This window comes from Streptomyces sp. NPDC050264 (genome assembly GCF_040655895.1).
Classification (GTDB): Bacteria; Actinomycetota; Actinomycetes; order Streptomycetales; family Streptomycetaceae; genus Streptomyces.
In genome coordinates, this window is sequence record NZ_JBFAKV010000012.1 from 12,293 (window position 1) to 29,867 (window position 17,575).

The 17,575-nt window shown below is 69.1% G+C and carries 13 protein-coding genes and 4 pseudogenes; 9 read left to right on the plus strand and 8 right to left on the minus strand.

Translation table 11 applies throughout. The annotated features are described in order from the left end of the window. Positions 1-27 precede the first annotated feature (27 nt). On the minus strand, positions 28-357 hold the full coding sequence (locus tag AB0J02_RS22295; RefSeq protein WP_363195478.1) for a hypothetical protein: 330 nt from the start codon (positions 355-357) through the stop codon (positions 28-30). A 65-nt stretch (positions 358-422) separates the two neighbouring features. After that, positions 423-668 (minus strand): annotated as a pseudogene (locus tag AB0J02_RS22300) (transposase); the annotation flags it as partial. Between AB0J02_RS22300 and AB0J02_RS22305 the strand changes: the two are divergent. Further along, positions 665-1,168, plus strand: a pseudogene (locus AB0J02_RS22305) (transposase); the annotation flags it as partial. The pseudogenes AB0J02_RS22300 and AB0J02_RS22305 sit on opposite strands and share 4 nt — an antisense overlap. Positions 1,169-1,311: 143 nt before the next feature. After that, positions 1,312-1,842 (plus strand): annotated as a pseudogene (locus AB0J02_RS22310) (GNAT family N-acetyltransferase); the annotation flags it as partial. 95 nt (positions 1,843-1,937) lie between these two features. Here the strand turns inward: AB0J02_RS22310 and AB0J02_RS22315 are convergent. The 3 genes from AB0J02_RS22315 to AB0J02_RS22325 form a co-directional block, all read right to left on the minus strand. After that, positions 1,938-2,498: a hypothetical protein gene (locus AB0J02_RS22315; RefSeq protein ID WP_363195479.1), complete on the minus strand. Its 561-nt coding sequence runs from the start codon at positions 2,496-2,498 to the stop codon at positions 1,938-1,940. 86 nt (positions 2,499-2,584) lie between these two features. Next, on the minus strand, positions 2,585-3,148 hold the full coding sequence (locus AB0J02_RS22320; protein WP_363195480.1) for a hypothetical protein: 564 nt from the start codon (positions 3,146-3,148) through the stop codon (positions 2,585-2,587). Between the two features lie 368 nt (positions 3,149-3,516). Further along, a complete protein-coding gene (locus AB0J02_RS22325; protein ID WP_363195481.1) occupies positions 3,517-3,984 on the minus strand; it encodes a helix-turn-helix domain-containing protein in 468 nt (155 codons plus the stop codon). A 257-nt stretch (positions 3,985-4,241) separates the two neighbouring features. On the opposite strand from AB0J02_RS22325, the gene AB0J02_RS22330 reads away from it, so the two are divergent. The 4 genes and pseudogenes from AB0J02_RS22330 (at position 4,242) to AB0J02_RS22345 (ending at position 10,101) form a co-directional block, all read left to right on the plus strand. Continuing rightward, complete coding sequence (locus AB0J02_RS22330) at positions 4,242-5,858, plus strand: M48 family metallopeptidase (protein WP_363195482.1); 1,617 nt, start codon at positions 4,242-4,244, stop codon at positions 5,856-5,858. Beyond that, complete coding sequence (locus tag AB0J02_RS22335; protein WP_363195483.1) at positions 5,858-6,925, plus strand: hypothetical protein; 1,068 nt, start codon at positions 5,858-5,860, stop codon at positions 6,923-6,925. The genes AB0J02_RS22330 and AB0J02_RS22335 overlap by 1 nt, the downstream gene beginning before the upstream one ends. Before the next feature lie 628 nt (positions 6,926-7,553). Beyond that, positions 7,554-8,089 (plus strand): annotated as a pseudogene (locus tag AB0J02_RS22340) (transposase); the annotation flags it as partial. A 338-nt stretch (positions 8,090-8,427) separates the two neighbouring features. Further along, positions 8,428-10,101, plus strand: a complete 1,674-nt coding sequence (locus AB0J02_RS22345; RefSeq protein ID WP_363195484.1) for a DUF4157 domain-containing protein — start codon at positions 8,428-8,430, stop codon at positions 10,099-10,101. A 913-nt stretch (positions 10,102-11,014) separates the two neighbouring features. On the opposite strand, the gene AB0J02_RS22350 is transcribed toward AB0J02_RS22345, so the two are convergent. After that, positions 11,015-11,290 carry a hypothetical protein gene (locus AB0J02_RS22350; protein WP_363195485.1) on the minus strand — a complete coding sequence of 92 codons (276 nt, stop codon included), beginning with the start codon at positions 11,288-11,290 and terminating at the stop codon, positions 11,015-11,017. A gap of 597 nt (positions 11,291-11,887) precedes the next feature. On the opposite strand from AB0J02_RS22350, the gene AB0J02_RS22355 reads away from it, so the two are divergent. Beyond that, positions 11,888-12,208: a hypothetical protein gene (locus AB0J02_RS22355; RefSeq protein WP_363195486.1), complete on the plus strand. Its 321-nt coding sequence runs from the start codon at positions 11,888-11,890 to the stop codon at positions 12,206-12,208. A 591-nt stretch (positions 12,209-12,799) separates the two neighbouring features. On the opposite strand, the gene AB0J02_RS22360 is transcribed toward AB0J02_RS22355, so the two are convergent. Continuing rightward, on the minus strand, positions 12,800-13,762 hold the full coding sequence (locus AB0J02_RS22360; RefSeq protein WP_363195487.1) for a zinc-binding dehydrogenase: 963 nt from the start codon (positions 13,760-13,762) through the stop codon (positions 12,800-12,802). A gap of 191 nt (positions 13,763-13,953) precedes the next feature. Here AB0J02_RS22360 and AB0J02_RS22365 point away from each other — a divergent pair, with 191 nt between their 5' ends. Together AB0J02_RS22365 and AB0J02_RS22370 are read left to right on the plus strand one after the other, a co-directional pair. Further along, entirely contained in the window at positions 13,954-14,583 is a 630-nt protein-coding gene (locus AB0J02_RS22365; protein WP_363195488.1) for a helix-turn-helix domain-containing protein, read from the plus strand. A 284-nt stretch (positions 14,584-14,867) separates the two neighbouring features. Next, positions 14,868-15,167, plus strand: coding sequence for a hypothetical protein (locus AB0J02_RS22370; RefSeq protein ID WP_363195489.1), 300 nt, complete (start codon positions 14,868-14,870; stop codon positions 15,165-15,167). Between the two features lie 215 nt (positions 15,168-15,382). On the opposite strand, the gene AB0J02_RS22375 is transcribed toward AB0J02_RS22370, so the two are convergent. Next, complete coding sequence (locus AB0J02_RS22375) at positions 15,383-17,404, minus strand: DUF4832 domain-containing protein (protein ID WP_363195490.1); 2,022 nt, start codon at positions 17,402-17,404, stop codon at positions 15,383-15,385. Positions 17,405-17,575 lie beyond the last annotated feature (171 nt).

Below are 17,575 nucleotides of genomic sequence, written 5' to 3' on the forward strand. Positions count from 1 at the left end.
GTAGGCGTTGATCGCCCAGGCCGTGTTTTAGATTTCAGGGACCGGTCTGGCTGGTTGCCCGGGAAGGTTACGTGCTGCTAGCCAGACGATCAGGTCAAGCGCGATGCGACCGATGTTGGTGTCCGTGTGGACCTTGTGCTCGCGATAGGCCGGGTCACGGCAGGCGATCTCGAAGCCCTGTCCTTCCAGGACAGCGACGGAGGCGAACCAGGTCGGATCTTCCGTGTCAGGTTCAACGACGATGAAGGTGTTGTCCGTGTCGTTGAGTTCGCTGATCATTTCGAACAGGGCGTCCTCGGAGGCACCGTCGATGTGGTCACCGTTCTCGCTGACCACTCCATAACCCCTGCTCCCCATCGAGCCGCCCCTCCCAGCGCCGACACCCAACCGGGCCAGCATCGCACGGGTCGATGGTGGCCCGACTACAGCCATTCGTTGATCGCCGCGACATGGATGACAGCTTCAAAGCGCACAGCCAACTTGTCGAACCGCGTGGCTACCGACCGATTGCGCTTGAGCCGGTTAATGCCGCACTCGACCGCGTGCCGGGCCTTGTAATCCTCCCGGTCGAAGACCGGCAGCCGCCCGCCAGCCGACCCACGGCGGCTGCGATGTCCTGTCTGATCAGCGCGTTCCGGAATGGTGCACCGGATGCCCCGGCGCCGGACAGGACCTGGCGGCCGTGATGGTGGCCCGGCTCGCCGTCAGCGTCCTGGCCCTGGATGCCGAAACCGTCGAGGTCGATGCCCTCATCGAGGCCTGCTTTCACCAGCACCCACACGCCAAAGTGATCGACAGCATGCCCGGCATGGGCTTCCGGGTGGGCGCCGAATTCCTCGCCGCCACCGGCGGTGACTTGCAACCATTCGGCACCGCGGACCGGCTGGCCGCCTTCGCCGGCCCGGCACCGGTGCCCCCTGACTCAGGCCGGGTCCACGGCAACCTGCACCGGCCGCGCCGCTACCACCGCGGCTACCTCGCCGCCATGCTCAGCCTGCGCACCTGCCCCGCCTCACAGCAGTACTACCGACGCACACGCACCGAAGGAAAGAGCCACGTCCAAACTGTTCTGGACCTGGCCCGTCGCAGGCTCAACGTCCTCTGGGCAATGAACCGCGACAACACCTGCTACGAACCCATCCCACCAACAGCGCCCGCCGCGGCTTGACTTCGTTATTGGGAAGCCCTTGAACCCCCAGGACGATGCGGGCTCGTAGGAGCAGGGCGAGAGCGCAAGGACGAGTCGGGGCAGGTGGGTTGATTGAGGCCCAGCTCTTGATCGTGACCAATCCTGTTGCTTAGCTGGCCGTCATGACTGACCTCGGTCCCGTTGCCTGGCCACCTGCCCCGATCAAGACCGAGAGGCTCGTGCTCCGTGCGCCTGAGGCCCGAGACCGTGAGGCATTCATCGAGCTGCTGGCGTCGCCGGAGGTGGGCACCTACCTCGGAGGCCCCCGCCAGCGCGAAGATCTTGAGCACGAGATGCCCGGGGTGCCTGAACGGTGGCCCGGGAGCTTCGTCGTTGAGCTCGAGGAGGCGATGATCGGTCAGATCCTGCTGAGGAGAGCACCAGAGCACAGTCGCCCGGCTGCTGTGGGAAAAGTCGATCTCGGTTACCTGTTCCTACCGCAAGCGTGGGGGTTCGGGTATGCCACCGAGGCGTGTGCGGCGGCACTGGACTGGCTCGACGGCGTCCTTCCTGGCGAACCGGTGGTGCTTCACACCCAGACCGCCAACGTCGGCTCGACACGCCTCGCGGCAAAGCTCGGATTCACCGAGGTGGAGCGCTTCCACGCCTGGGACGCCGAGCAGTGGCTCGGCTTGCGGACCGCGGTCACACCGTCTGCTCGGGAGCCTGTCCTTGACCCGCGCCTGTGCCGGCGTCCGGCAGGCCCGCGCTTCGCGCGGACGACGGGAGTTCAAGGACAGGCTCGCAGCTAGGCCGTACGTCCGGCAGGCGTGGAGGCGGTGGCCTGCAATGGCAGCAGCGCCCAGACCTGCCGTCCTTCGGCGGTCATTTCGATGCCGCAGCTGTCGGTACCCAGCTCGCGCAGGGCGGTCAGGACGTCGGTCGTCTCGCCGTCCTCGACCTGCTGATGGCTGAGGCACAGGACAAGGGCCAGGCCGCCCTGCTCGGACAGGTGCACGCTGACGCGACGGCCGCCGTCCGCGATGACCGTGCCGGCCAAGAACCGCACCACCTGCTCAAGCGCCTTCGGGGCGGTGAAACCCCAGGCGGTCAGCTGCGCTGTGACGTGCCGGGCGGCTTTGCCCGGTGTCCAGACCGCGGATTCCAGCGACCACGAGGCGCCGCGGCGGTTTCTCATCACGGGATGCCCGCCGCGGCCCGCGCGCTGCGGGACGGGAAGGCCGGCCAGGAGGTCGCTGCGGGGCGCATCGGGCGGAGGCGGACTCGGCGGCTTCTTCGGGGGCGGCGGGGTCTTCGGCGGGTAGTCGGGCCGGGGCTTGTCTTCCTCGGGCTCGGTGGGCTTGTCCATGACGGCCTCCCCGGTCAGGTCTCCAGCGTAGGTTCCGACCGGCGCCGAAGCGGCCGTGTCGCAAGCAGAGAACGGACAGGGCGCGGTCACCCTCGGGTGACCTGGAATCCGCTCTTGTTCAGGGCCGTGGTCCACGCGTCGCGGTCGAACCACTTGCCGATGCCGGGCTGCATGTCCTCGATCTGCCGCATGCGCCGGGCCCAGTCGTGTCCGGCCGGGCCGCGGGAGGCCTCGCAGCCTTCGCAGCCGTCCTCGCCATGGATGTGGCCGGCCATCCAGGCGTTGACCGCGACGTTCACGATGACCTGGAACAGGTCGCCGCCCGTATGTGCCATGGAATCGGGCACCCCCGCGAGGACCAGGGCGAGTTCGGGATTGTCGAGCGGAGGCATCGACGCCTGGCCGATCCCGGCCGCGTCCTCGGCACCCTGCTCGAAATCGCGGACGCTTTTGGCCAGGCTGTCCGCGAACGCGGCCGCATCGAAGTACCGCCACGTGGAGGCGACTTGGGTGCCCAGCTGGGCGGCGATCGCCTGCATGCGTTCCTCGATGGCGTCCTCCACGGCGGCCGGCCCCAGCGTGACCCCCTGGCGGGCCAGTTCGGCCAGGGTCTGCGCCACGGCGCTCTTGAAGGCTTGGGAGTTCCTCATCGCCGCAGCGTAGAACTCATGGCCCCGGGACTCTGCGGGTTCATCAGCAAACCCGTCCGATGGGTGACGTCACACCGGTCAACGCGCTGGCCGAATCTACGCCCGCTCCCACCCGGCGTGCGGGCCGACACCGCACACCTCGTGGCGGTCTGGTCGTCAGTGGTGTCACCTACGGTCCTGCCATGCCTCTGTCTTCTGCTGCGCCCTCACCCCGGTGGCTGATGGAGGCCACCTGCACGTCCCGACACTGCGCCAGCCCCGCGTGGACGAACAGCGCCGGCTTCTGGTCTCGATCGGAACCTATGACCCCGGCGACCAGGTATGGACGGTTCGCATCGGAGCACTCACCGCCGAGAGTCTGATCGTGCTCAACACGCTCTACAAGGCCGCCTCCACGTTCGGTACCGAAATCCGCTGGGATCCGGTCGTCGCCCCGGACTCCCAAGTGTGGACAACGTCCACTCCGCCGGGCCCAGCTCGTCCGGCGCCCACAACTCGTCGACGGGTTCCCATCGCAGCCGGCCCGGCGGCAACGTCTTCACCAGCGCGATGACCCGCGAGCGTTCCTGCTCGGTGATCCGACGCTTTCGGCCCTGCCCGCCCAAATCCTCCAGCCCCGCGATCCCACGGCAGTTGAAGCGGTGAAGCCAGCAGCGCGAGGTCTTGGCGCTGCACCCCAGCGTGTCCGCGATGGTCGGCACCCGCTGCCCGGACCAGCTCAGCTGAACCATCCGGGCCCGCACCGCCAGGTCGCGCGGGGCCTTCCGGGCCCGCACCAGCTGGTGCACGACCCTCTGCTCTTCCTCATCGCGGCACGGCCGCGCCCACAGGACCATCCCTCAGCATCCACTCCGAGCATCCCTGACGCCCACTACCAGCAGATATACGCGCCCAAACGGGAAAGCAGCACCAGGCGACCGACGGGAGCCCGGCCTCGCTATGGCACTCGCCCTGTGCCATACTCCCGTTCCCCCCACATCTATTTTGCTGACCCTGCCTTGCTGAGGCCTGCCCGCTCGCGGCTCGCCTCGCCTCGTGAGGTCGGCTCTTTTCCTGTGGGGGGAACCGCCCGATGGGCTCTACTCTGCGCGCCGTGCGCGCTCTCGTGCTGCTGCTCGGCTTCTATCTGGTCGGGTTGGTCATGCTTGGCGCCCTGGGCGCGGCCGACTGGTGGCTGGTCGCGGACAGCGGCCACGGCATCGCCGCGCTGAAAATCGTCTTCCTCAGTCTGGTCGTCGCCGGGCCGATCGTGCAGGGCATGTTCGCGGTGCGCGGCCCGCGATTCGAGCCGCCGGCCGACGGGCTGCGGGTCGACGAGCAGCAGGAGCCTCGGCTGTGGGCCGCCGTGCGTCGGCTCGCCGAGCAGACGGGCACCCGCGCGCCGGACGAGATCTATCTGATGCCCGCCGTGAACGCCGCTGTCCACGAGGAATCGCGGCTGCTCGGCCTGTTCACCGGGCGGCGGGTCCTGCTCGTCGGCATGCCGCTGCTGAGCGGTCTCGACGAGGCGCAGCTCATCTCCGTACTGGCCCATGAGTTCGGCCACTACTCCAACGCCGACACCCGGCTCGGCGCGATCAACCGGCACGGCTTCGAGCGGATCTCCCGCACTGTCTCCACGCTGATGCAGCGCTCGGCGGCCAAGGTGGACGACGAGCGGGTGAAGGCGGAGCAGAAAGAGGCGCGCCGCATCGCCAAGGGCAAGTCGGCACGGCAGATCAACACCGGCTCGGCGGGCCTGAGTTACCGCCTCGCCGCCAAGCCCTTCCTCTGGTACGGCACGTTCTACGTGCGGTCCATGCGGGGCACGATGCGCCGCCAGGAGTACGCCGCCGACCTGGCCGCCGCGCGGATCGCGGGCCGCGCCGCGACGGGATCCGCACTGCGCGAGGTCCCGGTCCTGGACGCCGCGTTCGACTTCTACATGCAGTCGTACGCGAGCCTCGGCGCGAGTGCGCGGCTGCTGCCGCCGCAGGGAGAGGTCTACGGCGGCCTGCACCTCTTCCTGGAGGCGCGCTCGGCCGAACTGGGCGAACTGCGCCGTGGGTTGCCGCGCGAGGAGCGTTCCGCGTACGACACGCACCCGCCGATCGCCGACCGGGTGGCCCGCATTGAGCAGCTCCCCGACGACGGTCGCGCGGCGGGCGCGGCCGGGCCCGCGCTCGGCCTGCTGGACGACCCGGCCGCCGCGTTCGCCGCCCTCGAACGGGTGTCGCTCACGACGGAGGCGCTCACGATGCGGCGTGCCGCGGACTGGGAGCAGCTCGTGCACGAGTCGATGACGACGTACGTCGGCAGGGCCGCGCAGCCGCTGCGGCGGGCGGTGCGCGAGGTGACCGGCGCGGACGGCTCGTTCGACTCGGTGCTCGCGGCGATCGACGCCGGTGCGCTGTGGCAGGTCGCGGACCGGCTGCCCAAGTCCGCGCAGGCGGCGGCCGCGACGGGCCGGGCGGCCCGGGAGTTCGTCCGCCCCCGGCTGTACGACCTGCTCCGCGACCTGACCGTCGCCGAGCTGATCGCCCGCGGCGGCGCGCACTTCGAGCTGTCCTGGTCGGACTCGGCGCTGCTGCGGCTGCACGATGCCTCCGACGCGCGGCTGGCCCGGGCCCTGGACGCGGCGGTGGCGGATGTGCCGGAAACCACCGGACTGCGGCAGTTGCTGAACCCGGCCGGTTCGACGGACAGCACGCGAGAGCGGGAGTCGATCTGATGGGCCTCTTCCGCAACCGGCGCGGCACGAACCCGAACCGCGTCGGGTCCTTCAGCGACAAGCAACTCGCTTCGGCGGCCCGGCAGTTCGGTCTTGTGCCGACCGAGGAGATCGATGGCGAGGCGGCGATGGCCCCTGACCCGCGGTTCGAGCGGGTCAAGTCGGCTGTGCGAGCAGGGAACTGGCAAGCTGGGGCCGCGTATCTGGAGGACGCGGGCCGCGACTGGGCGGAGCGCAACCGCCGCTCCAACGCCCTCGCCGCGGAGGCGGTCACGGACGACGGCTGGCTGCTCGCCTGGCGCACCGCGCGGCGCGACGACCCCGGGGCGGCGCTCGTGAACGCCCGGTCGCTGGTCGACCTGGCGTGGGAGGTCCGCGGCGGCGGCCTCGCGGGGGCCACGACCCGGGAACAGTTCGCCGGATTCCACGGGGTCCTCGCGCAGGCCCGCGAGGCGTTCGCCGCGGCCCGGGCGCTGGCGGGCGACGACCCGTGCCCGTTCATCGCGGAGCTGCCGCTGGCGATGGGGCTCGGCTACGACCACGAGGCATTCGAGGCGATCTGGGCCGAGGTGGAGCAGCGGGATCCATACCACGTGGGCGCGCACCACTCGGCGCTCCAGTACTGGTGCGCGAAGTGGCGGGGCTCGCACGAGGCGGCGGAGGAGTTCGGCAGGGCGGCCGCTGCGAAGGGCGCCCCCGGGCAGCTCCTGTCCACGATCGTCTTGGACGCGTACTTCGAGTACGAGATCACGGACGAGACGCTGAATCCGGGCACGTACTACCAGCAGCCGCACATCGTCGCGGCGACGGACGCGACGCTCGCGGACGTGGCGGCGGCGCACGCGAAGGACCCGCACGACCGGCACATCCCGCCGGCCCGCCACATGCTCGGCCACTTCCTGTACTGGCAGAACCGGTACGAGGAGGCACTGGAGCAGTTCCGTGCAGTGGACGGGTACGCGGGCACGACACCGTGGTCGTACTACGGGGATCCGGCGGAGCGGTACGCGCGGGTGCGGAACTACTGTGCGGCACAGGTCGCGCACCGGAGCCCCTCCGCACGATGACGTGACCGGGACTCTGTCGCCAGGTCGATCTCCCGGCGGAGTCGGCTGCGCCCGGGTGGCTCGCTGTTACGTTCGCGGGAGGGAGCTCCCGTGGGAGGGACAGCCGCGTTCAAGGCGCTCAAGGTGCCCTCTGTCCGGGCGCCGTACCGTTCGCGCTGGGCAGCGCGGGATGTTCGCCGGAAGACCGGACCGCATCACCGTTCCGGCCGACGACGGCAGCGTCGGCGCCGACGGCCACGGCCTCCGGGTCGTCGTCCCGGGACGTCGACCGGGTCCTGCCGGAGGCTCTGGCCGGCTGCTTCCGCAGATGAGCTTCAGCAAGGTGGACGACGCCTGCCACATCAGCGGCGGCGCATGGTTCTCCGCCTACGACCCCACCTACGTTGACGATGCCCATAACCTCGACATCGACCACCTGGTCCCGCTCGCCGAAGCCCGGGAGTCGGGCGCCTCCACCTGGCCGGTCATGGAGCGCGTGACCCACACCGACGACCTCGGCGACCCCCGATCGCTGCTCGCCGTCTCCGCGAAGACGAACCGCGCCAAGGGCGACAAGGACATCTCCGAGCAGTTCCCGCTCTGCACCGGAGACCGCCGCACCTACGTGACCGACTGGATCGCCACCAAGATGCGCTGGCAACTCACCATCGACCCCACCGAGAAGACCGCGTATGCCTGCCTGGCCGCTCGGCGCGGTGAGCTGTTCGCGCTGTGTGACGCGGTGTTGTGCGCGGACGGCCCGGTCAGGTCGCCGGTCGAACTGACTCTTCTGCCCGAACACCGGCATGGGCACAGCGAGTTGTACGGCGGCCTCAACCACGGTCGAATCGACATCGAATGGCTGCGTCGGATGCTGGCAAAGCTGCCGCTACCGCACTTCTCGGACGGTCGGCCGGTCCTGGCCGTGGATGTGTCGCCGTGGCTGCGATCGGACGCGCCCTGTTCCGCGGAACGGCTCTTCTGCTACGCCCACGGCCGCAACGGCCGTGCCTCGGACCAGCTCATTCCGGGCCGGCCGTACTCCTTCGTCGCGGTTCTTGAGCCGGGCCGCACGCCTGGACCACAGTCGTGGACGTGCTCCGGCTCGGCTCTGCGGATGACGAAACCGAGGTCAACGCCGCCCAGCTGCGGTCCATGGTCGAGCCACTCATCGACGCTGGGCAAACGCTGATTTGACGGTGATCAGCCTTTGCGCCGGGGATGGCCGTGATCTTCTGGACGTGCTGGCCGTGCATCCCCGCCGCGACGGTGTGCGGGCGAAAATTTTGAAGTCAGGGTCCTCGGAGCACGACCCCGACCGGTTCTGCTCCCGCCCTCACCGAGGCCCGGGGACAGGACGAACTGTCCGTCACAGCTGCCCCGGGAACTGCCCTCGCGGACCTGTGATCGGCGGGGGGCTTTTGTAAAGATGGACGGTCAGTCCTAGAGGTGCCGAAGGGAACGTCATGTACGCGCGGGGAAAGCGGAGCCGGTCGTCGGACGAGCGGGACACTGCCCACCGCGTGATCCGGCCCAGTGCGCCGGTCCAGCGGATGCTGGACCTCCAACAGACGGCGGGGAACGCCGCGGTGGCCCGCATGGTCGAGCAGGAGCGGCACGAGCACGGCCCGGGTTGCGGGCACGCGGAGCCGGCCGTCCAGCGCCGGGAGACCACAAGCCGCAGCCATGGGCACGACGTGGCCGAGGACACTGACGCCACGGCCCATCGCAGCCTTGTCGACGCCGCGATGGCAACGCCGAGCAGCCCGCTCCCGGCTCCCTTCCTCACCAAGGCGAAGGCGTTCTATGGCAACGAGGCCCTCTCCGCGGGCCGCGTCCATGACAACGCGACCGCCCAGCGGGCCACCGCGGCGCTGGGCGCGCAGGCCATGACGGTCGGAAGACACATCTTCCTCGGCTCGTCGGCAGTCGGCGACACAGAGATCCTCGCCCACGAGACCAGCCACCTCGACAAGAACCTCCGGGGAATCCGCGAGACGGGCAACGACAACGGCGCCGGTGTCACGGTCACCGACCCGGGGCAGGGCTCGGAGCGCGCGGCCGCCGCCGACGGCGCCGCCTTCACCGCGGGAGCGACCACCGCGCCGTCCGTCGTCGCGCAGCGCGCGGTCGCTCAGGAGGCGGACGGTGCGGAGCAAACCACCCAGCGGGTCCCGGTCGCGGGGACGGTCGAGATGCTGAACGGTGGGTCCTCCGGCAGCCCTGCGGTCCAGCGCGCGGTCTGGGAGTTCGACCAGGCCGCCAGCTTCAACGACCCCCGCTCCGGCCAGGAGATCCGCTGGCGCAACAGGAGCAGTCCGGACGACGTCCGCACCTCCGCCCAGCTGGGCATCCACGGCCAGGGCACACCGCGGCACGGGGACGTCTACGACGACGCGACCCAGCAGGTGCACAGCAGCGCGAACGCGAAGGTCACCAAGAAGGGCACCATCCCCGATCGCCAGTACCCGCAGCGCGAGTCTCAGACTCGCCGGGCCCTCGTCGAGGCCAAGCAGGCCATCTCCACGGTTCTCGCCATGCTGGCAGCGGCGGGAGACGCTCCGGGCGGCCAGCTGCTGACGGGCCTTCAGTCGGGCTTCCCGGCGTTCCGGGCCGCGACGCCCGAGCAGATCGCCACCTTCCTGCCGCGGATCGTCGAGGTCGTGCGGCGCATCCAGACAGGGCTGAACGCCCAGGGGGCGGAGATCGCGCTGGTGGGCGACAGCAACGTCCCCCGCGGAGTCGCGGGCTGGGTCGGCTCCAGCTGGTACGACGTGTACAACCGCGTGACCAACCCGGACCAGCAGAAGAGCGAGGACCTTCCGACCATGGACGCTGGCCGCAGCGGACCGATCAATCTGACCGACGAGGGTCAGAACGCCTGGTACATCATCCACGAGGCGACCCACCGGTTCGCCGGCACACTGGACTACCAGTACAGCGCGCGCGCCTCGGAGTTGCAGGAGGAGGACTTCAACGCCGAGATGGCCTCGGTCCTGCCCGACGCGGCGGCGGCGAGCGAGGCGGCCATGCTCGGCAAGCGCGCCCTGCGGGACCCCTCCGAGTACAGCGGCCAGAACAAGGACTCCGACCGGCAGCCGAACTGGTACGCCATGGGTCGGCGCGCCCTGATGAACGCCGACTCCTACGCTCAGTTCATCCTGACCGCGTCGGGGGAACGGGCCCCGCGGTTCTGACCCTGCGGCTTCCTCACGGGCGGTTCTTGGTCCTCTGACGTGTCTTCGGGCGGCAGTCCTTCGTCACTCCCGCACATAGCCGCTTCGAGCAGGGAGTTCTGGTGGGGCGTACGGCTCAACTCCGCATGACGGACACGAAGAGCCGTGTGGTCACGCTCGTCCAGGGCCACGGTCAGTGCGCGCGGACCATGTTGGCAATCAATCTGTCCGCCGCGGCCGGGCACAGCTGTCCGTCGCGGTCCTCGGACAGCAGCCGCTGGCCCACCGTCTACGTGGACATCGAAGCCCGCCCCCCCATGACCCCATGGCCGGAGCACGTTCTGTCCGACAAGTCTCCGTCTGATTCGACGATCCGTCGAAGTCACGGCCCAGCGCGGCCGCCCGCACCAGAGTGTCGGCGCGGTCGGCCGCGAGGCGCGTGCGGGCGGCCGCGGCGGTGGAGAGGCTGCCTTCCTCATGGCCGTACCTGGATATATCGCCCACGTGTGCGTCAACGCCTGGCTCCCGTCTCCGATTCCTCCCGGCCCTCGCGCTGCCGCGTCGGCGGACGCCACTGAGGTCGTCGCGCGACCGACCGGCGGCCCGATGCGTGTCATTCCTGTGCGCCGGGTCCGTGCGGCCCTCGCACCGGCAGCCCATCGTCGCGCTCAGCGCCGGGCTTTGATGGCCCTAGGCAGACTGTCGGCGCGCGGGTTGACCGGTGGAACTTCGCGACGGGTGTGGCCCAGCACTGGGCCCAGTCGCCAGCGGGAGCAGATCTCAGCAAGCGCGGTGAGCATCTCGGTCCAGCCGAAGGTCTCGCCGATGTACCGCTACGCACCCAGCCCGAAGGGGAGAAGCGCGCTCTTGGGCAGGTGGTGGAGGCGCTCAGGTTGCCGACGGCCGGGGTCGAAGGTGTGCGGGTCGGTAAAGCTCACTCCAGGGCCCGGTACTCAGGTGACGGGTCGGTCAGTTCAGGGTGTTCGACCCAATACCGATCACCGTGGATCGCCAGCATCGCCCAGTGCCACGCCTCATCGTGAAAGGTGAGTCCACGGCACGGCACGTCATCAGACTCGTACGGGTACCACTCCAGCGCAGCTTCTCTGGCTTGCGTCGGCGTCAATCCACCATGCTGCCGCATCACCCAGGCATAGCCGCGCCGCTCCGTCTCCAGACAATCGAGATACTCCGCCTCACTCCACGTCACGGCCTCAACCCTAAAGTCCTAGGCGTCGCGCCCACCTCCACAGACGGCCGAAGGCCGAGGCTGAAAGGCTCTGCCGGGCGCCGTACGATCCGCTAGCGCACGCCCGCTTCCGCAACTGGATCGGCTGAGTGGCCTCATCACCGGACAACTGACACCGTTCGTCATGGGCTTGGACAGCACCGGCTGACCCAACGGGCCGAAATTGTCTGTGCGTACTGACACCGGTGCCACGGGGGGCGCCTGGTCGCTGCATTCAGACTCAGGTGAGCCATTCAGACTCAGGTGAGCCATTCAGACTCTGAGCCTCTGGATGTCACCAAGACTTCCGCTTCGGCCGACTCTCATCCGCGCGCGCACCGGCGGCATCCGCCTCGCTCCGCTTTGGGGTACCACTCGTTTAAACGGGCACAGCCGAGCAGATCGAGCAGCTTCACAGCCTGCTTCTTTGCCCCGATACCGGGTCACGTCAGCGGGGTGATATCCCCGAAAGGATGTACTTCAGCCCTGTCTGTGGCACTGGACCCGAAACGTTCGGCAGAGTCTGCGTTGCAACGACACGTATCTCTCGGCCTCCTGGCCCAACGAAAGGAACCGGACATGAAGTACCGCAAGCGTCTCGCCAGCAGCCTCGTCGCGGCATCGGCTCTCCTCGGCGCCGGCCTCGTGACTGCCCCCGCGGTGTCAGCGGCATCGGCGGCATCGGCGGCGTCAATCCAGGGCACGGCCCCGGCCTGCGTCAAGCGGGACGTCATCAAGCACAGAAAGTACGTGAAGGTCACCAACAACTGCAGCGAGGCCATGCACCTGAAGGTCGTCATCGACTGGGGCAACGACTCGCCATGCCTCACCTACCAGCCTGGTGAGCAGTGGGAGTGGAACTGGGGCCGCGGCTCCTACGGCAAGGTCGTCACCTGCTGAACTGATCAGTAAGGCCTGCGGCTGCTTGGCATCGCGGTGTTGCCGTGACCGGCGCTTCGGGTCTTCAGGGAAGCACTACGCACGGTGGGCGCGGGCATGTGTGATCGACACCGCCGGTTCTACCGGGAAGACCCGCGCAGTGTCAGGCCCGCGTGCCAGGCTGAGTGTCAGGCCCGCGTGCCAGGCTGATCGCCATGCACTCCCCCGGCCCTCTTTCCGCGGGACCGGCCGACGCTCAGCAGGTCGCCCTCGCCACGGCGCCGGGCCGACAGACCCACCGACGCACGGCGTGGTGATCTCGCCACGCTCAAGGGCCTGCGTGCTGGTGCTGTAGATGAACTGCAGCGGGGCGGCCGGTCCGCCTGCGGCAACGCAGGACCGGCATCATCAGCTCGGCACGCTCAGCTGCGGCGCCATGCCCACGGCCGGCCGCCATGACCCGAACCGCGGCGCCCACTTCAGCAGATCGTCGGTCCACACGTGGAGCGCACGTCGCGAGGGAGTACCAACTCTGCCCTCACGCACCGACATTGGGCTCCCTCGCCTCGACTGCACAGGGGACCGTGGCAATCCGGGCGTGCACACCTTCGCCTACGGTGTCAGCACGATCCTGCCGAAGACTTCGCCCGCGTCCATCTTCTCGTGCGCCAACACGGCTGCGTCCAGTGGCAGCACCTCGTGCACCACTGTTTCGATCTCGCCCCGGCTCGCTGCGGCGAACTGCTCGCTCCGCACGGCACGCCGGTCGTCTCCGGTGACGGTGGCCGCGCTGAAAGCGGCGAAGGACATCGACTTCTGGAACGCCGCCATGATCTTCGTGCCGAAGTCCGCCGGTGGCTGGCCTGCGACAGCGCCCACGGACACCATGCGGCCGTTCGGGTTGAGCCGGTCGAAGAACGACGGCATGTCCTTGCCGGCCACCACGTCGATGATGACGTCATAGCCTGCGGGAGCTTGTTCCCCTCCTTCGCCGGAGCGGTCCAGCACGTGGGTCGCGCCGAGACGCCGCAGCTGCTCACCGCGCTCGGCCGAGGATGTGGTGACCGCCACCGCGACGGCGCCGCCGCGAGCGGCGAGTTGCACTGTCATGATCCCGATGCTGCCGGCCGCGCCACGCACCAGGACCGTCTCCCCGGCAGCGAAGTGGGCGTGGCGGAGCCCGAAATGGGCCACCACGCCGGAACTCCCGAGCGTCACCGCATCGACTGCGGACAGATTTACGGGCAGGGGAACGATCTCCTCGACCGGCGCGAGAGCCTGTTCGACGTATCCTCCGCCAGTGCCGGTGAAAGCCCATACCCGCCCGCCGATCCACGAGGCGTCGACGCCGTCACCGACCGCGGTCACGGTGCCCGCCACCTCACTGCCGGGGATGTGGCCCTCCTTGAAGCCGTAGGCGGCCAGGGCCCCGCTTCGGATCACGGTGTCGACTCCACCGACGCCCACGGCCTCGGTGGCGATCAGTACCTGTCCGGCGGCAGGTGCGGGATCCGCCAGGTCGACCACAGCCAGGCCGTCAGGACCTCCGTACGTCTGGATCGCGATTGCCTTCACTGTCGTCTCCCGTGTTCCCGGACCGCACGTGCGGTCGTGCTCAGTACCCGGCGCCGATCACCGTCGGCGACGGGAGAGGATTCCCGGAGCGGCAGGGTTCGGCTCGGAGCTGTGCGCCCTCGATGATCTCGGCGCGCCGCTACGTTTTGAACGCTAACGGACACCCCCGTCCGTTTAGGTAAAGTGAGAGCATGATCGAGCGTTTGCCTCACACCCTGCGTTCCGACGCACTGGACAACCGCGAGCGCATCCTCGACGCGGCCCGAGCACTGTTCTCCGCCGACGGCCTGGACGTGCCGATGCGGGAGATCGCGCGGCGCGCGGGGGTCGGACCTGCCACCTTGTACCGTCACTTCCCGACCAAGCAGATGCTGGCCACCGAAGCCTTCGCGGACCAGCTGCGCGCGTGTCGCACCATCGTCGACGAAGGGTGCGCCGATCCCGATCCATGGCGTGGCCTCTGCCTGGTGATCGAGAAGATCTGTGAACTGCACGCGCGGGACCGGGGTTTCAGCGAAGCCTTCATGTCGACCTTTCCGGAGGCGCCGGATGTCGCGGGCCGTGCATACACGGTGAAAACGGTCGCCGGACTGGCCCAGCGGGCCAAGGACGCAGGGCACCTGCGGTCCGACTTCGTCCTGGACGACCTCATGCTCATCCTCATGGCCAACAAGGGCATCCACACCAGGTCGACCGACACCCAGGTCATGGCCTCCCGACGCTTCGCAGGATTGGCGATCCAAGCGCTCGAAGCCTGCCCTCAGCACGCACCACTACCACCCGCGACACGACTGGTATCCGCGGCACCGGACAGCGTCTGACCGTGGGCGAGCGGGGTCCACGCTCTACGCACGAACCACTGCACCCTTTGGAATAGATCATCTACTGAGTTTGTGGGCGTCGTGTCGTCGGGGTGAGTCCGGCTACTGCGAGGCATCCGTCGATGACGTCGCTGCGGTACTGCAACTCGCGAAGACGAGGCGCAGGGCATTGATCAGGTGGTCGGGGTCGGTGAAAGCGGTGTGGCACTGGCTCGTGGGCCGGACCCCTCACCAGATGCCCTCGACCGGGGGCGCCGCCCTGTCCACGATCCCGCGGATCAGCGGTGACACGTCTGCGCGCTGGCCCCGGCGGCTTCAACGCCACCGGCCTGGGCCGGGACCTGCCCGGCTCGGCCGTCCTGCAGCGTGTGCTGAACACCCTGAGGATCGGCGATCCCCGCAACGGTTCCGGCATCATCGTGCGGCTCGCCACTGATCCGGCTCTCGCGGGCACCAGCGGCGGTTACTTCTCCGCCCGCGACGCCCGCCCGCTTCAGTGCCCTGAGCCCGGCCGGGACCCGAGCGTGCAGCGGGAGCTGTGGGAGGCGACCGTGTCGCTCCTCGCCACTCACCCGGTCGGCTGAGACCCAGGACATCTGCCGCGAGGAGGACGCCGCCCTGTAGCGGGGCACCGCCCAGGGCGCAGAGCGGCTTCACCGTGCAGCCAGGCAGGTGGGCAGTGGAGAGCGACGGTGTTCTCGGCACCGCGGCAGAAGACTTCCAGGCTGCCGTCGGCGTTGCGGGCGGGCGTCCCGATACAGCGTGGAGGCCGGGGCGCGCCCGGCCCCCACGCCGCCGGTCACGTCACGGTGATCCGATCGATATCGGGCGCCCACCCTGAGGGGTTGGCGATGGTGATGCTGTTGCCTGTACCTGCCTTCAGGTCGATACTCACAGTGGTCGAGGCGGGTGTCGTCCAGTCCGCGGTGGCGGCGAAGTCGACGGAGCGGGTGGCTCCGTCGTTGGCCCGGACGGTCGCCGTACGGACCGCCGCCGTCGCGTAGTGGATGGTCAGCGTCCTGGTGCCGCCGCTGCCGCCGTCGACGCCCTTGAAGGTGAGCGTCGCGCCGTTGCCCAGGTAGCCGACCTTGTGGCCGCCGGAGCAGCCCGCACAGTCGGCGACCACAGCGGTGCCGGTGAGGGTGTTGCCGGCGGCCTCGGCCTCGTACCCGGTGGGATCGGTCGTTCCGCCGGAGCCCACGGTCATGGCGCCGAGGTCGAGCCAGCCGTCGGCCTGTTGACCGGAGTTGGCGAAGCGCAGCTTCTTCGCGGCGGAGCTGATGTCCTCCAGCGGGTTCTTGGCCTTCATGACGAGCTGGTAGTCACCGGAGGTGACGCCGGAGAGGTCGACGTCGGCGTCGAAGTACTGGGCGTAGCCGTAGTCGAGGTAGGTGGGATCGGACCCGACGCCCCAGTCGGGGAAGGCCCGGATCTTCTGCGGCATGACCTTGCGCAGGTCCCAGGGGGTGGCCCAGCTCTTGACGATGTTCCCGGCGGAGTCCTTGAGGCCGAGGCTGACCGTCCAGGGGTAGTAGAACGGCGCGACGCCGCTGTTGTTGATCCGCACGCCGACGGTGGTGGTGCCCTGCGCGGTGTCGTGGAAGTAGGCGTGGTCGACGTTGAGGTCGTAGCCCATCAGCCGGACCGCGGCGCCCACCTTGGTGTCGCTCGCGGAGTAGTTGGCGCTGCCCTCGTTCATCTTCCAGGTGGTGTGCTCGAGTTCGAGGCAGGCCTTCATGTTGTCCACGGCGCCGGTTCCGCCGGGCCAGTCGGCGAAGGCGGTGGACTGGATCTCGGGCCGTACCTCGCCGCCCATGGAGGCGGTGGTCCAGCGGTTCTCCACTCCGTGTTCGAGGGCCTTCTGCAGCTGGGAGTACGAGGCTCCGCCCATCGACGTGGGCAGGGTGACTCCGGCCAGGGGGCTGCCCTCGCGGTAGCAGAAGGAGTCGTCGTGGTAGCCGACCCGCGGGAGGCTGTCGGCGGCTCCGCCGGCCGCCTCCGCGTACCTGACCTCGATCTTCGTGCGGGTGAAGGCGTTGTTGTAGGCCTGGATGAGCTCGGCGCCGTGGGCGTCGGTGGGCATGTAGTTCGGGTACGAGTCACCCGAGGTGTCGGTGTCGTACGGCCAGGTGTGCCACTCGCCCCAGAGTCCGACCAGACCCATGTGGATGAAGCCGATGCGCGGGTCGCCGTCGTAGCGTGCGCCGTACGCGGCGATGAAGTCCTTGAGCGCGTCCAGCAGGTAGGGGCTGTCGTAGTCCGGGCTGGTGGTGTTCCAGTAGCTGTTGGTGCGGTTGTCGACGTGCCCGGCGAAGCACGGCGGTATCGCGTTGGCGGGATGGCTGCCGCTGCCGTCCGGGTACTCGATGTAGAAGCGGATGGCGGCCTGGTTGCCGTACTTGGCGGTCTCGTCGAGGGCCTTGTCGAGCACGGACCAGTTGTAGTGCTTGCAGTCCGACGCGGAGTCCATGACCTCGGACAGACCGAAGTAGCTCCAGGTCAGCGCGTGCGGATAGCCCGTGTTCTGGTCGGCCCCTGGCTGGTAGAAGCGGGCGAAACCCTTGAGCGGGTTGTCGAGCGGTGCGTCGGCGCGGGTGAGCGTGTGAGCCGGCAGCGAGGGGTCCGGGTCGGGGCCGGGGGCCGGACGCGCGGGCGCGCCCTGCGCCGAGGCGACCGCGGCGGAAGCGGCGGAAGCGGTCGAGGGCTCGGGAGCCTGCGCGGCCCGAGCGGTGACCGGCAGAGCGGCCAGCGCGAGGGCGGTGGCCGCGGAACCGAACGCGGCCAGCATTCTTCTGCCACGTCGTCGCGCGAAGGTGCGCATGGGGTCAACCTCCGTAATCAGGTGGGTAGTTGCGGTCCTGCGATGCCCAGCAGCGGGCCTGCGGTCCCGGCGTGAGGTCACCGTTTTTTATGGGACAGCATTGACAAAGTTTCGCTGCTGCTCATCAATATGTGTCCATGGTGCCCCACTGGCAAGAGGTGCGGCGCAGAT